22 protein-coding genes are annotated in these 21253 nt (G+C 63.4%); 11 read left to right on the top strand and 11 right to left on the bottom strand.

Annotated elements, in window-relative coordinates:
* Nucleotides 1-170 precede the first annotated feature (170 nt).
* The 11 genes from ACLGL5_RS18630 to ACLGL5_RS18580 all read right to left on the bottom strand — a co-directional run bounded on the left by ACLGL5_RS18630 (nt 171) and on the right by ACLGL5_RS18580 (nt 9884).
* Nucleotides 171-608, bottom strand: coding sequence for an RT0821/Lpp0805 family surface protein (locus ACLGL5_RS18630; protein ID WP_038652364.1), 438 nt, complete (start codon nt 606-608; stop codon nt 171-173).
* Nucleotides 609-816: 208 nt separating this feature from the next.
* A complete protein-coding gene (locus tag ACLGL5_RS18625) occupies nt 817-2187 on the bottom strand; it encodes an ATP-binding protein (protein ID WP_069093365.1) in 1371 nt (456 codons plus the stop codon).
* Between the two features lie 40 nt (nt 2188-2227).
* Nucleotides 2228-2893 carry a response regulator transcription factor gene (locus ACLGL5_RS18620; RefSeq protein WP_019857144.1) on the bottom strand — a complete coding sequence of 222 codons (666 nt, stop codon included), beginning with the start codon at nt 2891-2893 and terminating at the stop codon, nt 2228-2230.
* Nucleotides 2894-2964: 71 nt separating this feature from the next.
* Nucleotides 2965-3264: a hypothetical protein gene (locus ACLGL5_RS18615; RefSeq protein WP_019857143.1), complete on the bottom strand. Its 300-nt coding sequence runs from the start codon at nt 3262-3264 to the stop codon at nt 2965-2967.
* A 172-nt stretch (nt 3265-3436) separates the two neighbouring features.
* Nucleotides 3437-3844 carry a DUF3168 domain-containing protein gene (locus tag ACLGL5_RS18610; protein ID WP_038645591.1) on the bottom strand — a complete coding sequence of 136 codons (408 nt, stop codon included), beginning with the start codon at nt 3842-3844 and terminating at the stop codon, nt 3437-3439.
* Nucleotides 3845-4090: 246 nt separating this feature from the next.
* Nucleotides 4091-4810, bottom strand: coding sequence for an SDR family NAD(P)-dependent oxidoreductase (locus tag ACLGL5_RS18605; protein WP_120145518.1), 720 nt, complete (start codon nt 4808-4810; stop codon nt 4091-4093).
* 113 nt (nt 4811-4923) lie between these two features.
* Entirely contained in the window at nt 4924-5730 is an 807-nt protein-coding gene (locus ACLGL5_RS18600; RefSeq protein ID WP_069091748.1) for an ABC transporter permease, read from the bottom strand.
* On the bottom strand, nt 5730-6563 hold the full coding sequence (locus ACLGL5_RS18595) for an ABC transporter permease (RefSeq protein WP_069091747.1): 834 nt from the start codon (nt 6561-6563) through the stop codon (nt 5730-5732). Before ACLGL5_RS18595 ends, ACLGL5_RS18600 begins: the two co-directional genes overlap by 1 nt.
* A gap of 20 nt (nt 6564-6583) precedes the next feature.
* Nucleotides 6584-7696, bottom strand: coding sequence for an ABC transporter substrate-binding protein (locus tag ACLGL5_RS18590; protein ID WP_069091746.1), 1113 nt, complete (start codon nt 7694-7696; stop codon nt 6584-6586).
* Between the two features lie 69 nt (nt 7697-7765).
* Nucleotides 7766-8860 (bottom strand): ABC transporter ATP-binding protein, encoded by a 1095-nt coding sequence (locus tag ACLGL5_RS18585; RefSeq protein ID WP_019857137.1) that lies wholly within the window; start codon nt 8858-8860, stop codon nt 7766-7768.
* A gap of 136 nt (nt 8861-8996) precedes the next feature.
* On the bottom strand, nt 8997-9884 hold the full coding sequence (locus ACLGL5_RS18580) for a LysR substrate-binding domain-containing protein (protein ID WP_019857136.1): 888 nt from the start codon (nt 9882-9884) through the stop codon (nt 8997-8999).
* Between the two features lie 75 nt (nt 9885-9959).
* On the opposite strand from ACLGL5_RS18580, the gene ACLGL5_RS18575 reads away from it, so the two are divergent.
* The 11 genes from ACLGL5_RS18575 (at nt 9960) to ACLGL5_RS18525 (ending at nt 21172) form a co-directional block, all read left to right on the top strand.
* A complete protein-coding gene (locus tag ACLGL5_RS18575) occupies nt 9960-11546 on the top strand; it encodes a zinc-binding metallopeptidase family protein (protein ID WP_069091745.1) in 1587 nt (528 codons plus the stop codon).
* Between the two features lie 40 nt (nt 11547-11586).
* Nucleotides 11587-12519, top strand: a complete 933-nt coding sequence (locus tag ACLGL5_RS18570; protein WP_010915034.1) for a dimethylarginine dimethylaminohydrolase family protein — start codon at nt 11587-11589, stop codon at nt 12517-12519.
* A 159-nt stretch (nt 12520-12678) separates the two neighbouring features.
* Nucleotides 12679-13296 (top strand): cupin domain-containing protein, encoded by a 618-nt coding sequence (locus ACLGL5_RS18565; protein ID WP_019857133.1) that lies wholly within the window; start codon nt 12679-12681, stop codon nt 13294-13296.
* Between the two features lie 140 nt (nt 13297-13436).
* Nucleotides 13437-14378, top strand: a complete 942-nt coding sequence (locus ACLGL5_RS18560; RefSeq protein WP_019857132.1) for an ABC transporter substrate-binding protein — start codon at nt 13437-13439, stop codon at nt 14376-14378.
* Between the two features lie 92 nt (nt 14379-14470).
* Nucleotides 14471-15271, top strand: a complete 801-nt coding sequence (locus tag ACLGL5_RS18555) for an ATP-binding cassette domain-containing protein (protein WP_019857131.1) — start codon at nt 14471-14473, stop codon at nt 15269-15271.
* Nucleotides 15268-16281 (top strand): ABC transporter permease, encoded by a 1014-nt coding sequence (locus ACLGL5_RS18550; protein WP_019857130.1) that lies wholly within the window; start codon nt 15268-15270, stop codon nt 16279-16281. The genes ACLGL5_RS18555 and ACLGL5_RS18550 overlap by 4 nt, the downstream gene beginning before the upstream one ends.
* A 1-nt stretch (nt 16282) precedes the next feature.
* A complete protein-coding gene (locus ACLGL5_RS18545; RefSeq protein ID WP_019857129.1) occupies nt 16283-17371 on the top strand; it encodes a phosphotriesterase family protein in 1089 nt (362 codons plus the stop codon).
* A gap of 33 nt (nt 17372-17404) precedes the next feature.
* Nucleotides 17405-18175 (top strand): glutamine amidotransferase, encoded by a 771-nt coding sequence (locus ACLGL5_RS18540; RefSeq protein ID WP_038645574.1) that lies wholly within the window; start codon nt 17405-17407, stop codon nt 18173-18175.
* Between the two features lie 2 nt (nt 18176-18177).
* The gene (locus ACLGL5_RS18535; RefSeq protein WP_069091744.1) at nt 18178-19089 is read left to right on the top strand and encodes a ribokinase; all 912 of its coding nucleotides are present in this window, start codon (nt 18178-18180) and stop codon (nt 19087-19089) included.
* Entirely contained in the window at nt 19086-19931 is an 846-nt protein-coding gene (locus tag ACLGL5_RS18530; RefSeq protein WP_069091743.1) for a BtpA/SgcQ family protein, read from the top strand. Before ACLGL5_RS18535 ends, ACLGL5_RS18530 begins: the two co-directional genes overlap by 4 nt.
* The gene (locus ACLGL5_RS18525; protein ID WP_069091742.1) at nt 19928-21172 is read left to right on the top strand and encodes a Zn-dependent hydrolase; all 1245 of its coding nucleotides are present in this window, start codon (nt 19928-19930) and stop codon (nt 21170-21172) included. Before ACLGL5_RS18530 ends, ACLGL5_RS18525 begins: the two co-directional genes overlap by 4 nt.
* The last annotated feature ends 81 nt before the right edge of the window (nt 21173-21253 follow it).

The following is a 21253-nucleotide window of genomic DNA, read 5'->3' as shown; positions in this document are numbered from 1 at the left end:
TTCTTCCAATAACGACAGAGCCCCGCCCTGCCAACACAGGCATCCTGCGACGCTTTGACGGTCAGCGCGCCTGACGTCCTTGATCGACATCAACCGGAGCTGGGCCGGTCCGTTTTTGGTGCATGTCATTGTCCCAAAACCGCTGCGCACTTTTGGGCGACATGCAGCTGTCAGGTTAGCGGCGTCCAGCTGCCATCGGCATTGCGGCAAGCGGTTCCGCGCGCCGTCACCCCGGCGCCGCCGGTGAACACCGTCTGCGTGTATTGGCGGCAGTCCTGCGAACCGACGCGATAGGGCTGGGCCGGAACCACCTCGCCATAGTGCGAAGCCTGATCGCCCTTCCACGCCACTTTCTGACCGCTCGTCGTATATTCAAGCGCCTTGTATTCGGCCTCGAGCGCACTGCGCTTCTCGGCGTCGCTGAGGCCATTGCCGATCGAGCCGCCGACGAGGCCGCCGTCCATCGCCGAAATGATCGACTTGGTGACCTTGCCGCTTGTCGGAGGCGTCGAGGCCGGTGTCGGCGTCACGGTAGGGCCCTTGCCGCTCAAGGTGGTGCAGCCGGAGACGGCCAGCAATGCGGAAACAAGCGCGACGCGAATCTTCATGCCAACAACCGGTTTTCTTGAGTTGGAGCCTGCCATGGATGCGCCGGGGGCCGCGTCATCGGAGAAGTAGGCGTGGCCATAGTATTGATATTTGTCGGAAATTTGGCCGCTGCCGGCAAGTTCGAGAGCAATCGGCATTGCTCCGGGATCAATCGATATACCGCCATGACAAACGCCTTCCATCGCTGTCGATTGGCCTGGGAAAGCGTCACTGAAGGCTCCGCAAGCGCACCACTGCCTTCAATCCACCCAGGTCGGACCGTTCGAGCGCGAGAACGCCTCCATACTCGTTGACGAGGTCGGCGACAATGGCAAGTCCAAGACCTGTTCCCGGTTTTGTCTCGTCCAGGCGCCTTCCACGCTTCAGCGCGTCGCGCGCCTTGTCCTCGGGAATGCCAGGACCGTCGTCGTCGATGCTGATCTCGAAAAGATTGTCGTCCTTGCCGGCCAGGGGCGCCACCGTGACCGAGACCGCGCTTTTTGCCCATTTCATCGCATTTTCGAGAAGATTGCCGAGCAGTTCCTCGAGGTCCTCGCGCTCCCCGGCAAAGACGATCTCGGTGGCCGGCAGGGACAGCGACAGGCTGGTCTGCGGATTGAGCTTCTGCAAGACCCGCACCATGCGCTGCACCAGCGGCGCCACCGGCGTACGATAGACGACGCTGTCGCGCTGAGCCGCGACGCGGGCGCGCTGCAAATAATGGTCGACCTGCTTCTGCATCGAGGCGGCCTGCTCGGCGATCAATTGTCCCTTGGCGCCGCCAAGCGCCCGGCCCTCATTGAGCAGCACCGCAAGCGGCGTCTTCAGCGAATGGGCGAGATTGCCGACCTGGGTTCGCGAGCGCTCGACGATGCGTTTGTTGTTTTCGATCAAGGCGTTGGTTTCGTTGGCTAACGGCTCGATCTCGGCAGGAAAGCGGCCGTCGAGCCGCTGCGCGGTGCCTTCGCGCACCATGGCAAGGGCGTTGCGCACCCGGCGCAGCGGCTGCAGGCCGAGCAGGATGGCAATGGCGTTGATGGCGATCATGCCGACGCCGAACAGGCTGAGATAGGTCAGCAGGCGGCGCTGGAAGGTGGCGATTTCCTGTTCGAGTTCGCTCTGGTTGCCCATCACGCGAAAACGCGCGGCGCGGTTCTTGGCATCGAGCACGAATTCGCTCTCGAACACTTCGAGCTGCTCGCCGTCTATCCCTTCGGCCGAATAGCTGCGCTGGAAGCTGGCATTGAAGGGCACCTCGGCGACGCTTGGCGACGGAATTTTGCTCGTCATCGACGACGAATGAAGGTCACCATGCACACCTTCCGAGGCAGGCTCGACCGACCAGTACCAACCGGAATTCGGCTCGGAGAAGCGGAGGTCGCCAAGGTCCGGGGCGCCGGTGAGCGCACCGGTGTCGGAAATGCCGATGGACCCGATCAGGTTGAACAGATGCGCCGAAAGCAGGCTGTCGAAGCCGCGCTCGCTGGCCTGGCGGTAGAGCGTGGTGATCAGGGTGAAAATGACGACAAGGGTCAGGATCGCCCACACGGTGGAAAAGGCGATCACGCGGAACGTCAGCGAACGCGGCCACAAACGCAGCGAAAGCGGCGCCCTTGCGGTTGGTTTGAGCGGTTCCGAGTTACGCCTCCGGCTCGCGCATGCGGTAGCCCATGCCACGCACGGTTTCGATCATGTCGATGCCCATCTTCTTGCGCAGCCGCCCGACAAAGACCTCGATGGTGTTGGAATCGCGGTCGAAATCCTGGTCGTAGAGATGCTCGACCAGTTCGGTGCGCGAGACCACCTCGCCCATATGGTGCATCAGATAGGCAAGCAGGCGGAATTCGTGCGAGGTCAGCTTCAGCGGCACGCCGTCGACATCGGCTTTCGAGGCCTTGGTGTCGAGGCGCAGCGGCCCGCAGGTGAGTTCCGACGAGGCATGGCCGGCGGCGCGGCGGATCAGCGCCCGGAGCCGCGCCAGCACCTCCTCGATGTGGAAGGGCTTGGTGACATAGTCGTCAGCGCCGGCATCGATGCCGGAGACCTTGTCGCTCCAGCGGTCGCGCGCGGTCAGGATCAGTACCGGCATCTTGCGGCCGCCACGGCGCCAACGTTCGACCACGCTGATGCCGTCCATCTGCGGCAGGCCGATATCGAGCACGACGGCGTCGTAGGGTTCGGTGTCGCCGAGGAAATGGCCTTCCTCGCCGTCGAAAGCACGGTCGACGACGTAGCCAGCGTCGACCAGCGCGTCCGCTATCTGCCGGTTGAGATCCTTGTCATCCTCGACGACGAGTACGCGCATGCGGAGATCGATACCTTTTGAAGGACTTGTTCAGATATAGGCCGATTCCGGCAGCCTGGGAAACGGGTGGGTCAGTTCTGCGGAACGACGATCTCGGAACGGCGCGGACGCTGCCCGTCCTTGCCAGGCACCAGCACGACGATGACGCAGACCGGCTGGCCACCGCGTGTCGACTGCGAGGCCTTGGCCAGCGTCCCGCCATTCTGCTCGGCCACCTGCTGGCCGATCGCGTAGCAGTCGGATGCGGCCAGGACGATCGGGCTGGACTGGTCGGGTGCGATCACCGACATCGCCGTCGCCTGCGACGCCAACAGCCCGGCCGCACAGAGCGCCAGGGTCGCGGTTCGAAAGTGGGAGCGAAGCGTTTTCATGGTCGGCGTTGTAACGCATCGGTGCTGAACGTGAAATGAACGGTGATCGATGCGAAAACCATGCCCGCTACACCCCTGAACGCCAGACGACCGATTGCCATTTCGACGCCCCGACCCGCAGAAATCCCGCAGACGCCAGTCTAGACTCCGTTTCGGTCAGATTGAAAGCGTGTCAGGCATTTTCCTGCGTTAGCGCGCGAAACCGCAGCAGCCCGTGATGCACGAGGAGTTCCTCGTCGTAACGGGCCTCGGTGAATTCAAGCGACAGCCGCGTCTTGCCGCGCCGGCCGACCACCAGTGCGGCGTTGGCAAGGCGGGCCTTGATGGCGGCCATGATGGCAAGGGTTTCGTCTTCACCATGGGCTTTCGACCAGACATGCAGCGTAATCAACTGATCGTCGTCGTTCTCGGCGCCGGTGTCCCAGTCAAAGGCACTGGTCTGACCAAAAGTCACGTAGGGAAAGGCGGCATTCTCGGTCGCCCGCTCAAGCAGCCCGGCGCCACCAAGCAGCGCAGACAGCGACTTATCGCTTTTGAGCCTCAGAAAAAGTGCCTGCAGCAAATCGCCGGGCGCGGTCATTTTTCGTCCCCCCTCGCCTGTCATGCCTTGAGCAAGCGGTTCGTCATATTGGCAAATTCACGCGCAGCGTACCGGCTCGTCAAGCCTGCGCCATATCGCATGATTCGTCCCGTCGCGATCATGATCGCCGATGATCTCGAAAATACGACCCCTGTGATGAACAGATTGCCATGCCGAGCAACCTTGGAGAGCCGATCTGCTCAGCCGGCATGTTGCCCGGGGATACTTTGATTCCCGCGATCTCTGTCAGTATCGGGCTCGGCCGCCCGACATGTCGAAAACAGCGCCGGTGTTGAACGCACTGGCATCCGAGCAAAGCCACACCACGAGCGCCGCTACCTCGTTCGGATCGCCGAGCCGCTTCAGCGGACTTGCCGATATCATCGCATCGACGGTTTCATTGCCGAGATCGCGGATAAGGCGCGTATCGATCGGTCCCGGAGCGATACAGTTGACGCGAATATCGGTATCGCTGATCTCACGCGACAGTGCTTTGGTAAAAGCGATGACACCGGCGCTGGCCGCGGAATAGGCCGCAAGGCTCGGCAGTCCCTCTTTCCCGGCAAGGGATCCCATGTTGACGATACGACCCTTTCCCGCTCGTCGCATAAGCGGGAGCACGCGATGCGTTACTTCGAACGTGCCAAGAAGGTTGACCTGCAGGATTCTCTGCCATTCCGCCGGTTCGAATTCCTCGAACGGCTTATAGCCACCCAGCCACCCCGCATTGTTGACGAGAATGTCGACCCCGACTTCACCCATGATGGTCAGCGCTTGCATGACGTTATCGCGTTTCGTCACGTCCACTGAAAGAGATCGTGTGCCTTCAAGCTCGACGGGCTCAATATCCCAGATCCAGACGTCCGCTCCACTCAAAGAGAGCTTGTGGGCTATCGCTCGACCGATACCACGGGCGCCTCCTGTGACGATTGCTGTTCGGCCCGAAAAATCATACGTCACCGACATCATCACCTCCCATGAAACGCCAGTGCTTTGTATATATTTAGTATATTTAGCGCCGTATCGTGAATGAAGTCGAGGAGACGGGCGAGGCTCGGCCGCATCTCGGTGCGGTTTGTCTAGGGCCCGGCGCGCTGCCTGGTCATCACACTGCGCACCGCCAGCACCAGCACCGTGATGATGATTAGGATCACCGAAAGGGCGGCGATCGCCGGGTCGATGTTGTCGCGCAGGCCCATCCACATCAGGCGGGGCAGCGTGATGGCGTTGACCGAGGTGATGAACAGCGTGACGCCGATTTCTTCCCAGGACAGTACGAAGGACAAAAGCGCAGCTGTGATGATGCCGAACTTGATGTTGGGCATGATGATGCGGGTAGCACGCTCCCAGACAGTTGCGCCAAGGCCGCGCGCGGCAAGGTCGATGCGGCGGTCGAGCTGGCTGAGCGAGACCAGGATCAACACGGTGGCGAAGGGCACCGTCATCACCGAATGGGCCATGGCGACGCCGAGCCAGGTGTCGTAGCCGAAGTACGAGCTGAAGCCGGAGATCGAGGTCAGCAGGAAGTAGAGCGTGATCGCCGACACCACCGGCGGCACCACCATCGGCAACAGCACGAAACCGACCAGTGCCGCGGTAAAGCGGGGCTGGAACATCCACACACCGAGGCTGAAGCAAAGCGCCAGCACTGTGGAAATCGCGCTGCTGACGATGCCGATACGGATCGACAGCAGGATCGACTGGAGCCAGCGCGGATCCTCGATCAGCGAGCGATAGTGGCGCAGCGACAGTTCGCCCGTCGGCATCGCCAGCATGCGGCTCGGCGTCAGCGACACCGGGATGACCGCAAGCAGCGGCATCAGCAGGAACAGCGCCACAAGGGCGGCGAGGATCAGCGAGACGGGACCGGGGCGATAGGTCGGCATCAAATCAACTGCTTCGGTCTGACATAGCGGAACAGCAGCGCCATCAGCGCGCCGACGAACAGCACCAGCACGACGCTGATCGCAGCCCCCAGCCCCCAGTCCGGACTCTGGAAGATCCTGAGATAGATCAGTTCGGCGATCATCACGCTGCGGCCGCCGCCGAGGATTGCCGGCGTGACGAAGAAGCCGAGCGAGAAGACGAACACGATGAGCGCCGAACCGATGATGCCGGAGCGTGTCATCGGCACGAACACCGTCCAGAAGGTGCGCGTACGGCTGGAGCCAAGCCCGCGCGCCGCAAGCAGCACGCGGTCGTCGAGGCTGCGCATGGCGGATGCCAGCGGGAAGACCGCGAAAGGAATGAGGAAATGCGCCATGCCGACGACGACGCCGAACTCGTTGCGCACCAAGGTCAGCGGTTCGGAGATGAAACCGATCGATTGCAGCCAGGTGTTGATCAGGCCGCGATTGGACAAAAGAGCCACCCAGCCGAAGGCCCGGGTCAGCACCGAGATCCAGAACGGCACCAGGATGCAGAATTCGGCGATGAGGCGCTGCGCCGGGCTGCCACGCACCCAGACGACCGTGATGGCGTAGGCGGCGGCGACGGAAACAACTGTGACGATCGCCGCGATGCGCAGCGTGCGGATGAACACCGACTGGACCAGATCGTCGGTGAGCAAGGCATCATATTGGCCAAGCCCCGGCGTCGGCAGAGTAAAACTCCACTTCACCACGCCGAGAAACGGCCAGGCATAGGCCAGGACGAGGAACAGGAGCAGCGGCGCCATCAACAGCGCCGCGCCCATCCTGTCGGAGAGAACGCCTCTCATCTCAGATCAGCATCCCGCTCTCAGGCGGAGATGATCTTGGTGTATTCGTCGAGCGCCGCGCCGTAGTTCTTGGCGTACCAATCCATGTCGAGTGCGATCTGCTTCTTCATGTTTTCGGGATCGACCGGGTTGATGCGCTTCTTGTCGGCGGGGATCAGCGCATCGGCCGCCGGGTTGGCCGGGCCCTGGCCGAGCTTGTCGAACATGACGAGCTGCTTTTGCGGATCCTGTGCGCTGGCGATGAACTTCATCGCCGCGTCCTTGCCGCCGGGATTGTTCTTGAGAACGGCCAGCGCGCCGGGCGAGATCAGGCCCTGGTCCCAGATGAACTTGATCTTGCCGCCGGAATCCTGCTCGATCAGTGAGGCGCGGGTCGACCAGACGATGGCCATCGAGGCTTCGCCATTGAGCAGCACGCTCTGGCTCTCGGCGCCGCCGCCCCAGTAGGCGACGACATTTTCCTTGAAGGCGGCGATCTTGTCATGCGCCCGCTTGAGGTCGAGCGGATAGAGCGAAGCCGGCGCGATGCCGTCGGCCAAAAGCGCCGCCTCCCAGCTCGACACGCCCCATTTGTAGAGCGAACGCTTGCCGGGAAACTTCTTCACGTCGAAGAAGTCGGCCATGCCGGTCGGGGCGTCCTTGCCGTATTTCTCGGAATCATAGGCGATGACATAGGAGAAGAAGTAGGTCGAGGCGGCATATTCCCAGCCGAAGCCGGGGCGCATCTTCGTCTTGTCGACGATCTTGTAGTCGATCGGCTCGAGTGCGCCCTGGGCGCCGAGCGTGATCGCCGAGAACGGATCGACGTCGACAAGATCCCAGGTCGGCGCGCCGCTCTTGAACTGCGCCGAGATGGCGCCCTCGGTCGGGCCCGAGCCGTCCATCTTGACGGTGATGCCGGTGTCCTTGGTGAAGGCCTGGCCGTAGGCCGCATCATAGGCGGTGATGGCGTCGCCACCCCAGTTGACCAGCACCAGTTCCTTGGCCGCGGCAAAGGCTCCGGTCGAGCGCAGCAGCATCGGCGTGCCGGCGAGCACGAGGGCTGCCAGCTGCGTGAACTGGCGGCGCGAGATCTCGCCGCGTCTGGCCCTTTCGGACAGCGTGTCGATGGCGTTTTTCTTGGTGTCGTTCATGTCAGTTCCCCTTTGTTTTCGTTGATTTCAGTCCGGAAGCCGGTGCGGCGGGTCAGGCCGCGCCGGCGCTCATTGTCCTCCGTCCGGAAGGAGGAAACCCTTTTCCGCCGGCCAGGTCAGCCAGACGGAATTGCCTTTGCTGAGTGCCGCGGCGGCAACCTCGTTCGGCACCGAGACGGTCACCTTGGCGCCCTGGCGTGTGGTCAGATCGAGCTTGGTGGCGGCACCCAGATAGGTGGAGGCGATGGCGGTCGCCGCAATCCCGTTTTCGCCGGCCGCCGCTTCGCGCGCGATCGACATGTGCTCGGGCCGGATCGCCAGGATGGCGTCACCACGGACCTTTTCAGCCTTGCAGTGCATATTGACCGCGCGGTCCTCGCAAAGGCCCGTCGAGCCATTGTCGGCGGGCTTGACCCCCTTCAGCGGCAGCATGTTGATCTCGCCGAGGAATTCGGCGACGAAGCGGTTATCCGGCCGGTCGTAGACTTCGTCCGGCGCACCGACCTGCAGCAATTTGCCGTGGTTGAAGATGGCGACGCGCGAGGACAGCGCCAGCGCCTCGCTCTGGTCGTGGGTGACGAAGACGAAAGTGGTACCGGTTTCCTGGTGCAGGCGCTTCATCTCGGCCTGCATCTGGCCGCGCAGGCTCTTGTCCAGCGCCGAGAACGGCTCGTCGAGCAGAAGCACGCCCGGCTCGAACACCAGTGCGCGGGCCAGCGCGACGCGCTGCTGCTGGCCGCCGGAGAGCTGCGAGGGCAGTTTCTTCTCATGGCCGACCAGGCCGACGCGCTCGATCATCTCGCCGACGCGCTTCTTGATGTCGGCGGCCGATTTCTTGCGCACCTTGAGCGGGAAGGCGATGTTGGCCTCGACGCTCATATGCGGGAACAGCGCATAGCCCTGGAACACCATGCCGGCGGCGCGCTGCTCGGCCGGGCGGTCGGTGATGTCGGTGCCGTCGCTGAAAAGCTTGCCTTCGGTCGGCTGTACGAAGCCGGCCAGGATCATCAGGAAGGTGGTCTTGCCCGAACCGGAAGGGCCGAGCAGCGTCAGGAACTCGCCGCGGCCGATATTGAGCGACAGATTGTCCAACGCACGGAACGAGCCGAAGCTCTTGCCGATTCCGATTGCCTTGATCTCTGCGGCCCGGCCGGGTTGCTGCATCCTGCCTCTTCCTCAGTCCCAGGTGAAATCGTAGGCAGGCTGGCGGCTCACCGCAACCGAATAGTTTTCGCTTGATCGGCAAATTTGATTCACGTCTGGCAGTTGGGACGCGTCCAATCTTCCCCTCCGGGGGAGATTAGAGTCGGCTCTCCGACAGCTTCGCCCTGAGCCAGTCGCTGAAGGCGTTGAGCACGGGATGACTGGCCTTGGCATGCTCGAAGACCAGGAAATAGGAGCGTGGCGAGGGCACGGAAGCTTCAAACGGCTTGACCAGCCGGCCTTCGCTGAGCGCCCGGCGGCCGGTCAGCTCGTCGCCCATGGCAATTCCCTGGCCGGCGACCGCTGCCGAAAAGACGAGGTTCATGTCGGAAAAGAAGATGCCGCCTTCGGTATCCGGGTTTTCCACCTTGGACAGCGCCAGCCAGCGCGCCCAGTCCTCGGTGTCGGAGAGATGCAGAAGGTTGGCGCGCAGCACGTCCGCCGGTTTGGAAAAGCCGCCGACCTTGTTGAGCAATGTCGGGCTGCAGAGCGGCGTGAAGTGGACTTCGCAGAGCAGCTCCACCGCCCGGTTCGGCCAGTTGCCGACGCCGAAGGCGATGAAGGCGTCGGCGTCCGGGTTCGAGACGTCATCGAGCCGGCGCGGCGTCAGCACCGAGAGCGCCACGTCAGGGTACATCTGCTGGAACTCGCCGATATGGGTGCACAGGAACATGGAGGCGAAGCCTGGCGGGCAGGAAATGGCGAAAGAGCCGCCGACGCCGGCGCCGTTCGTCTGCGCTCCCGCGTCGCCGAGCACGGTCAGCGCCTTCCTGACATCGGCGGCGTAGCGCTGGCCGCGCGGCGTCAGCGCCACCCCCTTGCCGATGCGCTGCAGCAGATCGAAGCCGAGATCGCGTTCCAAAAGCCGCAACTGGTGGCTCACCGCGCTGCGGGTGAGGTGCAGTTCGTCGGCGGCACGCCAGACGCTGCCGTGGCGGGCGAAACTGTCGAGGGCGCGCAGCGCCTGTGTGGATGGAATTCTCAAGAGGTGAACCGAATTTGCATGAACCGGGAAAACATATCACTTTTTGGCGAGCCGCTTCACTGCTTTCTTTGATGCATGGACAAACCGGTGACGACATCGGCGCAAGAGACCGCCCTTGCCTGCCTCGACGGCATCCAGCCGCTGCTGTCGGCTTGGACGCGCACCATCTTCGATTTCGGCGAGACCGCCTGGCGCGAATACCAGTCGGCCGCATGGTATGTGGAGCGACTGAAGCGGGAAGGCTTTACCGTCGAGGAAGGTTCCGGCGGCATGCCGACCGCCTTCTGCGCCCACTGGACGAATGGCGCCGGACCGACGATCGGCCTGTATGCCGAATATGATGCCGTGCCCGGCAACTGCCAGGACGCGGTGACGGTGAAGCAACCGCGGCCCGGCCTTGGCGTCGAGGCCGGCGGCCACACCGATCCGCATTCGGGGTTGGGCATGGCAAGCCTCGGCGGCCTGCTGGCCACCAAGGCGGCGATGCAACACCACGGCATCCCAGGCACGTTGCGCTTTACCGGCGAGCCGGCCGAAAAGGTGCGCGGATCGAAACCGATCCATGCGGCCAAGGGTTATTATGACGGCCTTGCCGGCATGATCTCGTTCCACCCTTTCTACATGCTGCCACTCTGCAATACGGCGCGCTGGGACACGCATTGTGGGGCAGCCTACGCCATGATCTTCCGCTTTGTGTGCGACGAACCCGAAAACTGGGTTCGCGCAGGCGACGGCGCACCGATCCCGCAGGCGCATTCGGCGGTCCGCGCCCCCGGCGCCAACGACGCGCTGATGACGATGTACATGGCTTCCAAGGCGCTGCGCGATTCCATGCTGCCGCACCAGGGCGGCTGGTCGATCAGCGAGGCGATCCTGACAGCCGGCCAGGCGACCGCCGATAATCTGCCGGCGGGGCTGGCAGAAATCCAGTACATGATCCGCGTGCCGACCATTGGCATGGCCGAGCAGGTGACAGCCGTGCTCGACCGCAATGCGGCGGCGGCGGCCGCGATCAGCGGCTGCCGTTACGAGCGCCACTGGGTGTCGAAGTCGCGGCCCGGCTTGGCCAATCATGCCATGGCCGGGATTGCCTATGAGGCGCTATCGACGGTCGGGCCGCCCCGCTGGGACGAGGCCGCCAGGGCGATCGGGCGCGAAATCCAAGTCAATGCCGGTGGTACCGCGACCGAGAACCCGTTCATCGACGAGTTGGAGCGGTTGATCGCACCACAGGAGGCGGAAGCGATCCTGCGCCGCGACCTGCCGCCCTCGCAGGTGAATTCAACCTCTGACGACTACACCGACATGAGCTGGCACGCGCCGACCTCGCGCTTTTACGTCGCCCGTCCGGCGCTGCGCTCGACGAATGGCCATACCTATCCCTCTTGGGTGATGAATGCGCTGGGCGGCATTTCCGCCACCATCGACCCGATGGTTGCCTGTGCGGCCAAGACGGTCGCGCTGGCGGCGCTGCGCCTGCTCGAGGACGAAAAAGCCCGCGATGCGGCGATGGACGAGTTCGTCACCCGCACCGGCGGCGGCATTGGCGGCACTAACTGGATCGCGCCGCTCTGCGACTACGAACCGCCGATCAACTTCCGCTGGCCGGAATATGTCACCACGGTGCGCGGCCGCGACTGGTGGATCCCGAACAGCGCATGACCCGACCAACTCTTGAGAACAAGCCCACGAGGAGAACCGCATGACCGTTCATGACCGCATCGTCGCCGAGCCGTTTTCGCTGCAGCGCCGCAACCCGGCCGGCGGCACCAAGCCGCTGACATCATGGGGCTTCGCCAACGAAACCGACGTGCTGACCGACGTGCTGCTGGGGTCGCCGAATTTCCTGCGGCATCTGTCGACCAGCTCGCTGTCGCGCAAGCATCTGCGCGAGGCGCCCTGCAACGTCCAGATCGCGCAGGCGCAGCACAAGGACCTGGTCGCCGCCTATGAGCATTTCGGCGTCAACATCCACTGGCACGAGCCGACGCCGGAACTGCCGATGCAGGTCTATTCCCGCGATTCCAGCGTCATGACGCCTTACGGCGCCATCATCACCGCCATGGCCAATTGGTGGCGGCGCGGCGAAAACTATGCCGCCATCCGCACCTACGAGAAGCTCGGCATCCCGATCTACGACATGGTCACGGCAGGCACCTTCGAGGGCGGCGACTTCAACGTCATCGAGGACGGCGTGGTGCTGATCGGCTGCGGCGGCGCCCGCACGCAGGAAGAAGGCGCCCGCCAGGTGCAGGCCTGGTTCGAGAAGGAGGGCTGGGAAACCCGCATCGCCTTCATCGACGAGTACTATGTCCATATCGACCTGATGGTGGTGCCGATCGCCGAAAAGCTCACAGCGGTCTGCTTAGCCTGCACCGAACCCGGCATCGTCGACTGGCTGAAGGGCAAGGGTCACGAGATCATCGATGTCCCCTTCCAGGACACGATGGCGCTCGGCTGCAACTTCATGTCGCTCGGCAAGGACAGGGTCATCGCACCGACCTCTAGCCAGACGTTGATCGGCCAGCTCAAGGCGCGTGGCTTCGAGGTCGCGGCCGTCGACATGAGCGAAATCTCCAAGACCGGCGGCGGCATCCACTGCATGGCGCAGGCCTTGAAGCGCGAAGCCGCGTAAGAGATCACCGCCCCGCCGGTGTTATACGGCGGGGCGCGGAGACTGCCTGGACGGGTCCTTGGCTCGATCCGATGCATCGTCTGTTTTTCGCAAGGATGGACAACGCACGGGATCGGTTTTACGAGTCAGCCCGACCAGCGGAGATGTTCGCGCCCCCCAATGAACAAGATCGATACCCACAACAGCAAGGGCGGCGACGAGCGCTCTACAGCCACCAGCCTGTTACGGCTCGGCACAAGGTTGAAGCTCTCCCGGCAGACGCGTGGCCTGACCTTGAAGGCGCTCGCCGCCGCAGCCAACTGCTCTGAAAGCCTGCTTTCCAAGGTCGAGAACGGCAAGGTCTCACCCTCGCTGCCCATGCTTCACCGGCTGGTCGAGGTGCTCGGCACCAACATCGGCTGGATGTTCGAGGAAGCCGATGGCGAGGAAGGCATCGTCTTTCGCGCCGGAGCACGGCCGTTGATCGCGCTCGATCCGCTGAGGCGCGGCGAAGGCATATCGCTGGAGCGCGTCATTCCCTATTCGCCGGGCCACCTTCTGCAGTGCAATATCCATCATATCGAGGCGGGCGGAGAAAGCGCCGGCCCGATCCAGCATGCCGGTGAGGAAGTCGGCTATCTCCTGGAAGGCGCCATCGAACTGATGGTCGGTGAAAAGACGTTTCGCCTGACCGCCGGCGATTCCTTCGTTTTCAACTCGGAACTGCCGCACTGGTACCGCAATGTCGGCGACGAACGCGCCAGCATTTTCTGGGTGAATACGCCGGCGACATTCTGATCTGGCCAGCCACCTTCTCCTTTCGCCGACGCTAATTCAAGTCACTTGACAAGAAATCAAGTATCTTGAATTATGCGTCTGCGCTCAGCGCCAGATGAGCCCGATCAAGGGCCTTTTCCGCAAAACCAAGGGGAACCGGAATGCGTCTTATCAAGATCCTTTCAGGCTGCGCCGCAGCCATCGCCATGACCCTCGCGCTTGGCTCCGCCTCGGCCATGGCCGAAACCTATGCGCTGGTCACTATCAACCAGCAGGCCCTGTTCTTCAACCAGATCAATGACGGTGCCAAGGCCGCGGCAAAGGCCGCCGGCGTCGACCTCGTCATCTTCAACGCCAACAATGTGCCGAGCGCGCAAAACGACGCGATCGAGAACTACATCACCCAGAAAGTCGACGGCATCATTCTCGTCGCCATCGATGTCAACGGCGTGAAGCCCGCGATCACCGCGGCCAAGGCCGCCGGTATTCCGGTGATTGCCATCGACGCGCAGATTCCGAATGGCGACAATGTCGCCTTCGTCGGCGTCGACAACACCAAGGCCGGCGAGGATATCGGCAAGTTCTACGCCGACTACGTCAAGACCAAGCTGAACGGAACCGCCAAGATCGGCGTTGTCGGCGCGCTTAATTCGTTCATCCAGAACCAGCGCCTGGACGGCTTCAAGAAGGCTGTCACCGAGAGCGGCCAGAAGGTAACCTTCCTCGACACGGTCGATGGCCAGAACGTGCAGGACGTGGCGCTGTCGGCCTCCGAAAACCTGATGACGGCCAATGCCGACATGACGACGCTTTATGCGACCGGCGAGCCGGCCCTGCTCGGCGCCGTTTCGGCCGTCACCAGCCAGGGCCGTACCGGCGACGTCAAGGTGTTCGGCTGGGATCTCACCAAGTCCGCGGTGCAAGGCCTCGAAGAGGGCTGGGTAATCGCCGTCGTCCAGCAGGATCCGGCCGGTGAAGGCAAGGCTGCCATCGAAGCCTTCGGCAAGCTCAAGAAGGGCGAGAAGATCGATCCGATCATCAATGTTCCGATCACCATCGTGACCAAGGAAAATGTCGGCCAGTTCAAGGACATGTTCAAGTAAGATCCTCCCCAGACCGCCGGGCCGCGCATTGACTTTGTGGTCGTTGCGCAGCCCGGCGACCGTTTGAACATGCCGCATTGAGAACTGGAACCATGATGAGCGATGGCGAGACCTACCGCGTCAGGATGACCGGTATTTCCAAACGATACGGGCCTATCCAGACGCTGGATGATGTTTCGCTGAACCTGAAACCTGGCGAGGTGCTTGGCCTGGTCGGCGACAATGGCGCCGGCAAATCCACCTTGAGCAAGGTTCTGTCCGGAGCGGTCATTCCGGATTCCGGCACGATCGAGATCGATGGCAAGGCCGTGTCCTTTTCCTCGCCGGCCGATGCCCGCGCCGCACGGGTGGAGATGGTCTACCAAGACCTTTCGCTCTGCGACACGGTGGATGTGGCGGGCAATCTCTTCCTTGGCCGCGAGCCTCGCCGCCACGTACTCGGCCTCCCCTTTCTCGACAACAGACGCATGCATGACCAGACGCGCGAGATGCTCGACCGGCTCGGCATCGTCATCGCCGACACCAGGCTCAAGGTCGAGAACCTGTCCGGCGGCCAGCGCCAGTCGATCGCTATCGGCCGCGCCGCCTCCTTCGATCCATCGGTGCTGATCATGGACGAACCGACAGCCGCCCTTGCGGTGGCGGAAGTCGAGGCGGTGCTGGACCTCATCCGCGCCGTCAGCGCCCGCGGCGTCAGCGTCATTCTCATCACGCACCGGCTGCAAGACCTGTTCCTGGTCTGCGACCGCATCCAGGTCATGTATGAGGGCCGAAACGTCGCCGAACGCAGGATCGGCGACACCAGCATCGAGGAGGTCGTCAACCTGATCGTCGGCCGCAAATTCACCGCGCGTTCGGCGCGCGCCAGCCGCGACGAGGGGGTACAGCCATGAACGTCACCTCCGCCGGTGTCGGCGCCTCGCCGCCCAAACGTGCCCACAACAGCACCTGGAAGGATGTGGCGCTAGCCAATGGCAGTGTTGTCTCCATCGCGCTGTTCTTCATCGTCGTCTGCGTGGTCTTCTCGCTGGTCACCGGTTCCTTCCTGACGACACCCAATCTGCTCAACATCGTGCGCCAATCGGCGCCGCTGCTGATCGTGGCGGCGGCGATGACCTTCGTCATAACCACCGGAGGCATCGATCTTTCGGTTGGGTCCGTGCTGGCGCTGACGGCGACACTTTCGGCCGTTGCGCTGCAGGCCGGCCTGCCATGGCCGCTGGTCGTTGTCGGCATGCTGGCGCTTGGCGGGGCGATCGGCGCCTTGCAGGGTTTCTTCATCGCCTATGAGCGCATCCCGGCCTTCATCGTCACCCTTGCCGGGCTCTCGGTCATCCGTGGCGTGGCGCTGCTGATCACCGGCGGCTATTCGATCCCGGTCGAGCCGACGAGCTTCTTCGTCAACATCGGCAGGGCCTGGTTCCTCGGTGTGCCGGTACCCGCATTGCTCGCCCTTGTCGTCCTGGCCATCGCCTATCTCGCCTTCAACCAGACGCCGTTCGGCCGCTATGTGACCGGCATCGGGGCCAACGCCGAGGCTGTGCGCCGCGCCGGTGTCGATACGCGCTTCATGACGCTCTTCGTCTATGTCCTGTCGGGCATGGCGGCAGCGTCGGCCGGCGTCATTCTGGCCGCGCGGCTGGGCTCCGGCTCGTCCAATTCCGGCCAGGGCTTCGAGCTCGATGTCATCGCCGCCGTGGTGCTTGGCGGCACCAGCCTGTTCGGCGGGCGCGGTACGATCATCGGCACCGTGCTCGGCGCATTGACCGTCGCTGTCATCGGCAACGGCCTGATCCTGGCGCACATGTCGCCCTTCCTGACGCCGATCGTCACCGGCACAATCATCCTCGTTGCCATCTGGCTGAATTTCCGCCTGTTCAAGGGCGCGACGCGGAGCCGCTGACATGGATCATTTGTTCGACAACACGCCAAGGCAAAGGGTGCCGATCGGTGTTCGCTCCGGCACCGTGATGACCGTTGCCGGCCCGGCCGCGATCGCCGACATGGGCGTGACGCTGATGCACGAACATATCCTGCTCGATGGTTCGACATCCTGGAAATGCCCCTGCCATCCCGACGACCGGAAGATCGCCGAGCAGCCGGTCAGCATGGAGATCATCGGCGAATTGCGGATGAACCCCTACATGAATCGCGACAATGTCTCGCTCGACAACAGCGACCTGGCGCTTTCCGAGCTCGCCAGGTACCGGGCGCTTGGCGGCCATACGGTTGTCGACGCGACCAATATCGGCATCGGCCGCGATCCGGTGAAGCTGGCGCGTATTGCCCGCGCCTCCGGATTGCGCATCGTCATGGGCACGGGCTTCTATCTGCAGCACACCCATCCCGACTGGCTGAAGGCGATGGACGTCGACGCCGTCACAGAATTTCTCGTCAACGATGTCGGCGGCGGCCCGACGCAGCCCGAGATCATGGCCGGCATCATCGGCGAGGTCGGCGTCAGCAAGGATTTCACCGAAGAGGAACGCAAGTCGCTGCGGGCTTCAGCGCGCGCGGCCAGGATCACCGGCGTCCCGCTGACCATCCATCTGCCCGGCTGGGAACGGCTGGCGCATGACGTGCTCGACGTGGTCGAGGCGGAAGGCGCAGATCTCAGACACACCGTCCTCTGCCATATGAATCCGAGCCACAATGATCTTGCCTACCAGAGAAGCCTCGCTGCGCGTGGCGCCTTCCTGGAATACGACATGATCGGCATGGATTTCTATTATGCCGACCAGGATGCGCAATCGCCTTCCGACGAGCAGAACGCGCAGGCGATCCGTTCGTTGATCGACATGGGGCTGGTCGACAGGATCCTGCTGTCGCAGGACGTCTTCCTGAAGATCATGCTGACGCGCTTCGGCGGCTTCGGCTACGGCTTCATCCTCAAACATTTCGTGCCAAGGCTGAAACGCCATGGTGTCGAGCAATCGGCAATCGACCGCATGCTCGTCGACAACCCAAAGACCGTGTTCGCCGCGAGCCTCTGAACCGCCGGCCACAGCAAAAAACAGGGAGTTTACATGTCCAGGAAGAAAGTTCTTCTCGCCGGCGAGTCCTGGGTCTCGACCGCGACCCACATCAAGGGCTTCGACCAGTTTCCGACCGTGACCTATCACACCGGCGCCGATGAACTGCTGGCGGCGCTGAAGGATGGTCCGTTCGACGTCACCTTCATGCCCGCGCACGAAGCGCAGCGGAATTTTCCCCAGACCATGGAGACGCTTTCGGCCTATGACGCCGTGGTGCTTTCCGACCTTGGCGCCAATACGCTGTTGCTTCACCCCGACACCTGGGTCCACTCCAAGCCGACGCCGAACCGGCTGCGGCTGCTGCGCGACTATGTCGGCAATGGCGGCGGCCTCCTGATGTTCGGCGGCTACTACAGCTTCCAGGGCATCAACGGCGGCGCACGCTACCACAAGACGCCGGTCGAGGACGTTCTGCCGGTGACCTGCCTGCCGGTGGACGATCGCGTCGAGGTGCCCGAGGGCTATGCGCCGGTCGTTGTCGGCCCCCAGAGCCATCCAATCTTGAAGGGCCTGGGCAAGGATTGGCCGATCCTGCTCGGCTTCAACGAGGTCACGGTCAAGGAGGGCGCCGAAGTCCTCGCCACCGTGTCTTCCGACTACCGTTCCATGCCCCTGCTGGTGACCGGCAAATATGGCAAGGGCCGCACCGTCGCCTGGACATCGGATGTCGGGCCACACTGGCTGCCGCCGGGCTTCATCGCCTGGAATGGCTACAAGACACTCTTCGAACAGATGCTGGGCTGGGCGACAGCCAGGGATTAGCCATGCGCGTCCATGTCGTCGGCAATGTCTGCGTCGATACGACGTTTCAGCTGGGCCGCTTTCCGCGGCCGGGCGAGACGTTGAACGCGTCCAGTCATATTGACGGACTTGGCGGCAAAGGGGCGAACCAGGCGGTGGCCGCCGCCCGCACCGGAGCCGATGTCCGCTTCCACGCGGCGATCGGCGACGACGCCGCCGGCCTTTGGATACGGGAACAGTTGAGCCGCGACCTCGACGCCAGCCATCTGACGATGCTGGCACTGCCCAGCGACCGGTCGACGATCATCGTCGATGTGCGGGGCGAAAACCTCATCGTCACCGGCGCCAGCTGCGCCGCCGCCTTCGATCCGCTGGCCGACGGCGGTTTCGCGACGTCGATCGAACGCGGCGACATTGCGGTGATGCAAGGCAATCTTCTTCCCGATGTAACGACAGCCTGCCTGCAAGCGGCGCGCAGCGCGGGCGCCATGACGATCCTCAATCCAAGTCCGCTTGCGGTGGGTTCGACACCGTGTATGGACGCCGTGCGCCTCGCTGTCGTCAACGCAGGCGAAGCAGAGCAACTGACCGGAACCGGCGATGCAGCCGCGGCGGCCCGCGAATTGATCCGTCAAGGCGCCGACAGCGCGATCGTGACGCTTGGTGCGGCCGGCTGCCTGGTTGCCGACCGCGAAGGACGGATCGACCGGTTCGCGGCGCCCAAAGTGGACGTGGTGGACACCAGCGGCGCGGGCGATGTCTTTTGCGGCTGCCTCGCAGGCTGCCTTGCGGCTGGCATCAGCCTCGCCGCGGCCGCGCGGATCGCGGTACGAGCCGCGGCCATTTCGGTCGGTCGCCCCGGCACGCTCGGCTCCTGCCCCGACAGGCAGGAGATGAAGATACTCATGGAAACGACGGAAGCGGAAACCGCATGACAAAATCCCCCAACTCCATCGGCTCCAAGCAGGGCGTCGACGCGCTGCAGTCGATCTTCAACAGAAGGAAAGTGGTCATCGGCGTCGTTCATCTGGCGCCCTTGCCGGGCGCGCCGCGCTACGATGGCGAGGCGGTCGAGACCATCTACCAGCGCGGCCTCGACGATGCCAAAGCCTATCTCGATGGCGGTTGCGACGGCGTGATCGTCGAAAACCATGGCGACGTGCCCTTCGCCAAGCCGGACGATATCGGCCCAGAGACCTCCGCTTACATGTCCGTCGTCTCCGACCGCATCCGCAGGGAACTCGGCCGGCCGATCGGCATCAATGTGCTCGCCAATGCCTCCATCCCCGCGCTGTCGATCGCCAGCGCCTCGGGTGCCTCCTTCGTGCGCGTCAATCAGTGGGCGAACGCCTATGTCGCCAATGAGGGCTTTATCGAAGGCGAGGCGGCGCGCGCCATGCGCTTCCGTGCCAGGCTTCGCGCCAACGGCATCCGCATCTTCGCCGATGCCCATGTCAAGCATGGCGCCCATGCGATCGTCGGCGACCGGCCGGTCGAGGAACAGGTCAAGGACCTGGTGTTCTTCGATGCCGATGCGGTGATCGCCACCGGTCAGCGCACCGGCCACGCCGCCGACCTCGGCTATATCAGGATGATCAAGCAGGCCGCCGGGTTGCCGACGCTTGTCGGCAGCGGCGTGACGCCCGAAAATGCCAACGACATTCTCGACATTGTCGACGGCGTCATCGTGGCCAGCTCGCTGAAACATGATGGCGTCTGGTGGAATCAAGTCGATCCGCTGCGGGTGAAGGCCTTCATCAGCGGCCTCAAGCGATGAGTTTGACGCCTCGGATCGACGGCGACAGACTGCTCGGGCGGCTTGATGCTTTCGCTGGGATCGGGGCGACACCAGCCGGCGGTGTCAACCGGCAGGCGTTCAGCGTCGAGGATCGCAGGGCCCGGCGCCTCCTGGCTGAGCTGGCGCTGGAGCGTGGCTTCACGGTCTTTCAGGATGGTATCGCGAACCTCTTCATTCGCCGCGAGGGTACGGATGCCACTCTGCCACCGCTCCTGATCGGCAGCCATCTCGACAGCCAGCCGACAGGCGGCCGCTTCGACGGTGCGCTCGGCACGCTTTGCGCCTTCGAGGTGCTCGAAGCGCTGGAGGACGCACAGACTGAAACCCGAATGCCGGTCGAGGTCGTCGCCTGGGCCAATGAAGAAGGCAGCCGCTTCGCGCCGGGCGTCATGGGCTCCATGGCTTTCACAGGCGCGGATGCAGCTACCTGGAAATCCATTGTCGGCGCCGACGGTGCGCTCCTCGCGGCTGAGCTGGACGCGACGATCACCGCCTTGCCGGAGGCTGCCCTCCGTCCAACCGGCATGCCGATATCAGGCTATATCGAACTCCATATCGAACAGGGGCCAGCGCTGGAAAAAGAGCAGTTGCCGATCGGTGTCGTGACCGCCGTCCAGGGTACGCGCTGGCTGGAAGTCTCCATCCAGGGCACTGCCGGTCATGCGGGCACGACAGACCTTGCCTACCGCAGGGATCCGATGGTCGCAGCGATTGCCGCGATCCACAGGCTGCAGACGACAATCATGCCGCTCGACAGCAGCGCGCGGCTGACGGTGGGCCGGATCGCCGCCAGGCCGGGATCGATCAACGCCATACCGCAATCGGTGGCCTTCACCGTCGATATCAGGCATCCGCTGGCAGAGCAGCTCGATGTCATAGAGACCGAGGTCCGCCAGGTCTGCGCGGCGGAAGCAGAGGCCCAACATTGCACGGCAATGATCAAGCGATCGTTCGACATGCCCGGGGCGGCCTTCTCGCCCGATATGGTCAACCTCGTCGAGGAGGCCGTCAATTCCCTGGGGCTTCCGCACAAGCAGATGATATCGGGCGCGTTCCATGATGCGCTGTTTCTCGCCCGCGTCGCGCCTGCCGCAATGATCTTCGTGCCATGCCGTGATGGGCTTAGCCACAACGAGGCGGAGTATGTGGAACCTGCCGACGCAGTGACCGGCGCACGCGTTCTGCTGCGGACGGCCATCATGGCCGCCTCGCCGCGATGACCATTCATAGCACCCGTCTCTGACAGGCTGATCGCAGTCAGCCGACCAAACGCGGTTTCGAGGTGGCGACCGTCGCCGATC

This window comes from Mesorhizobium sp. U510 (assembly GCF_059180695.1).
This window is presented reverse-complemented; position numbering and strand designations above follow the sequence as displayed.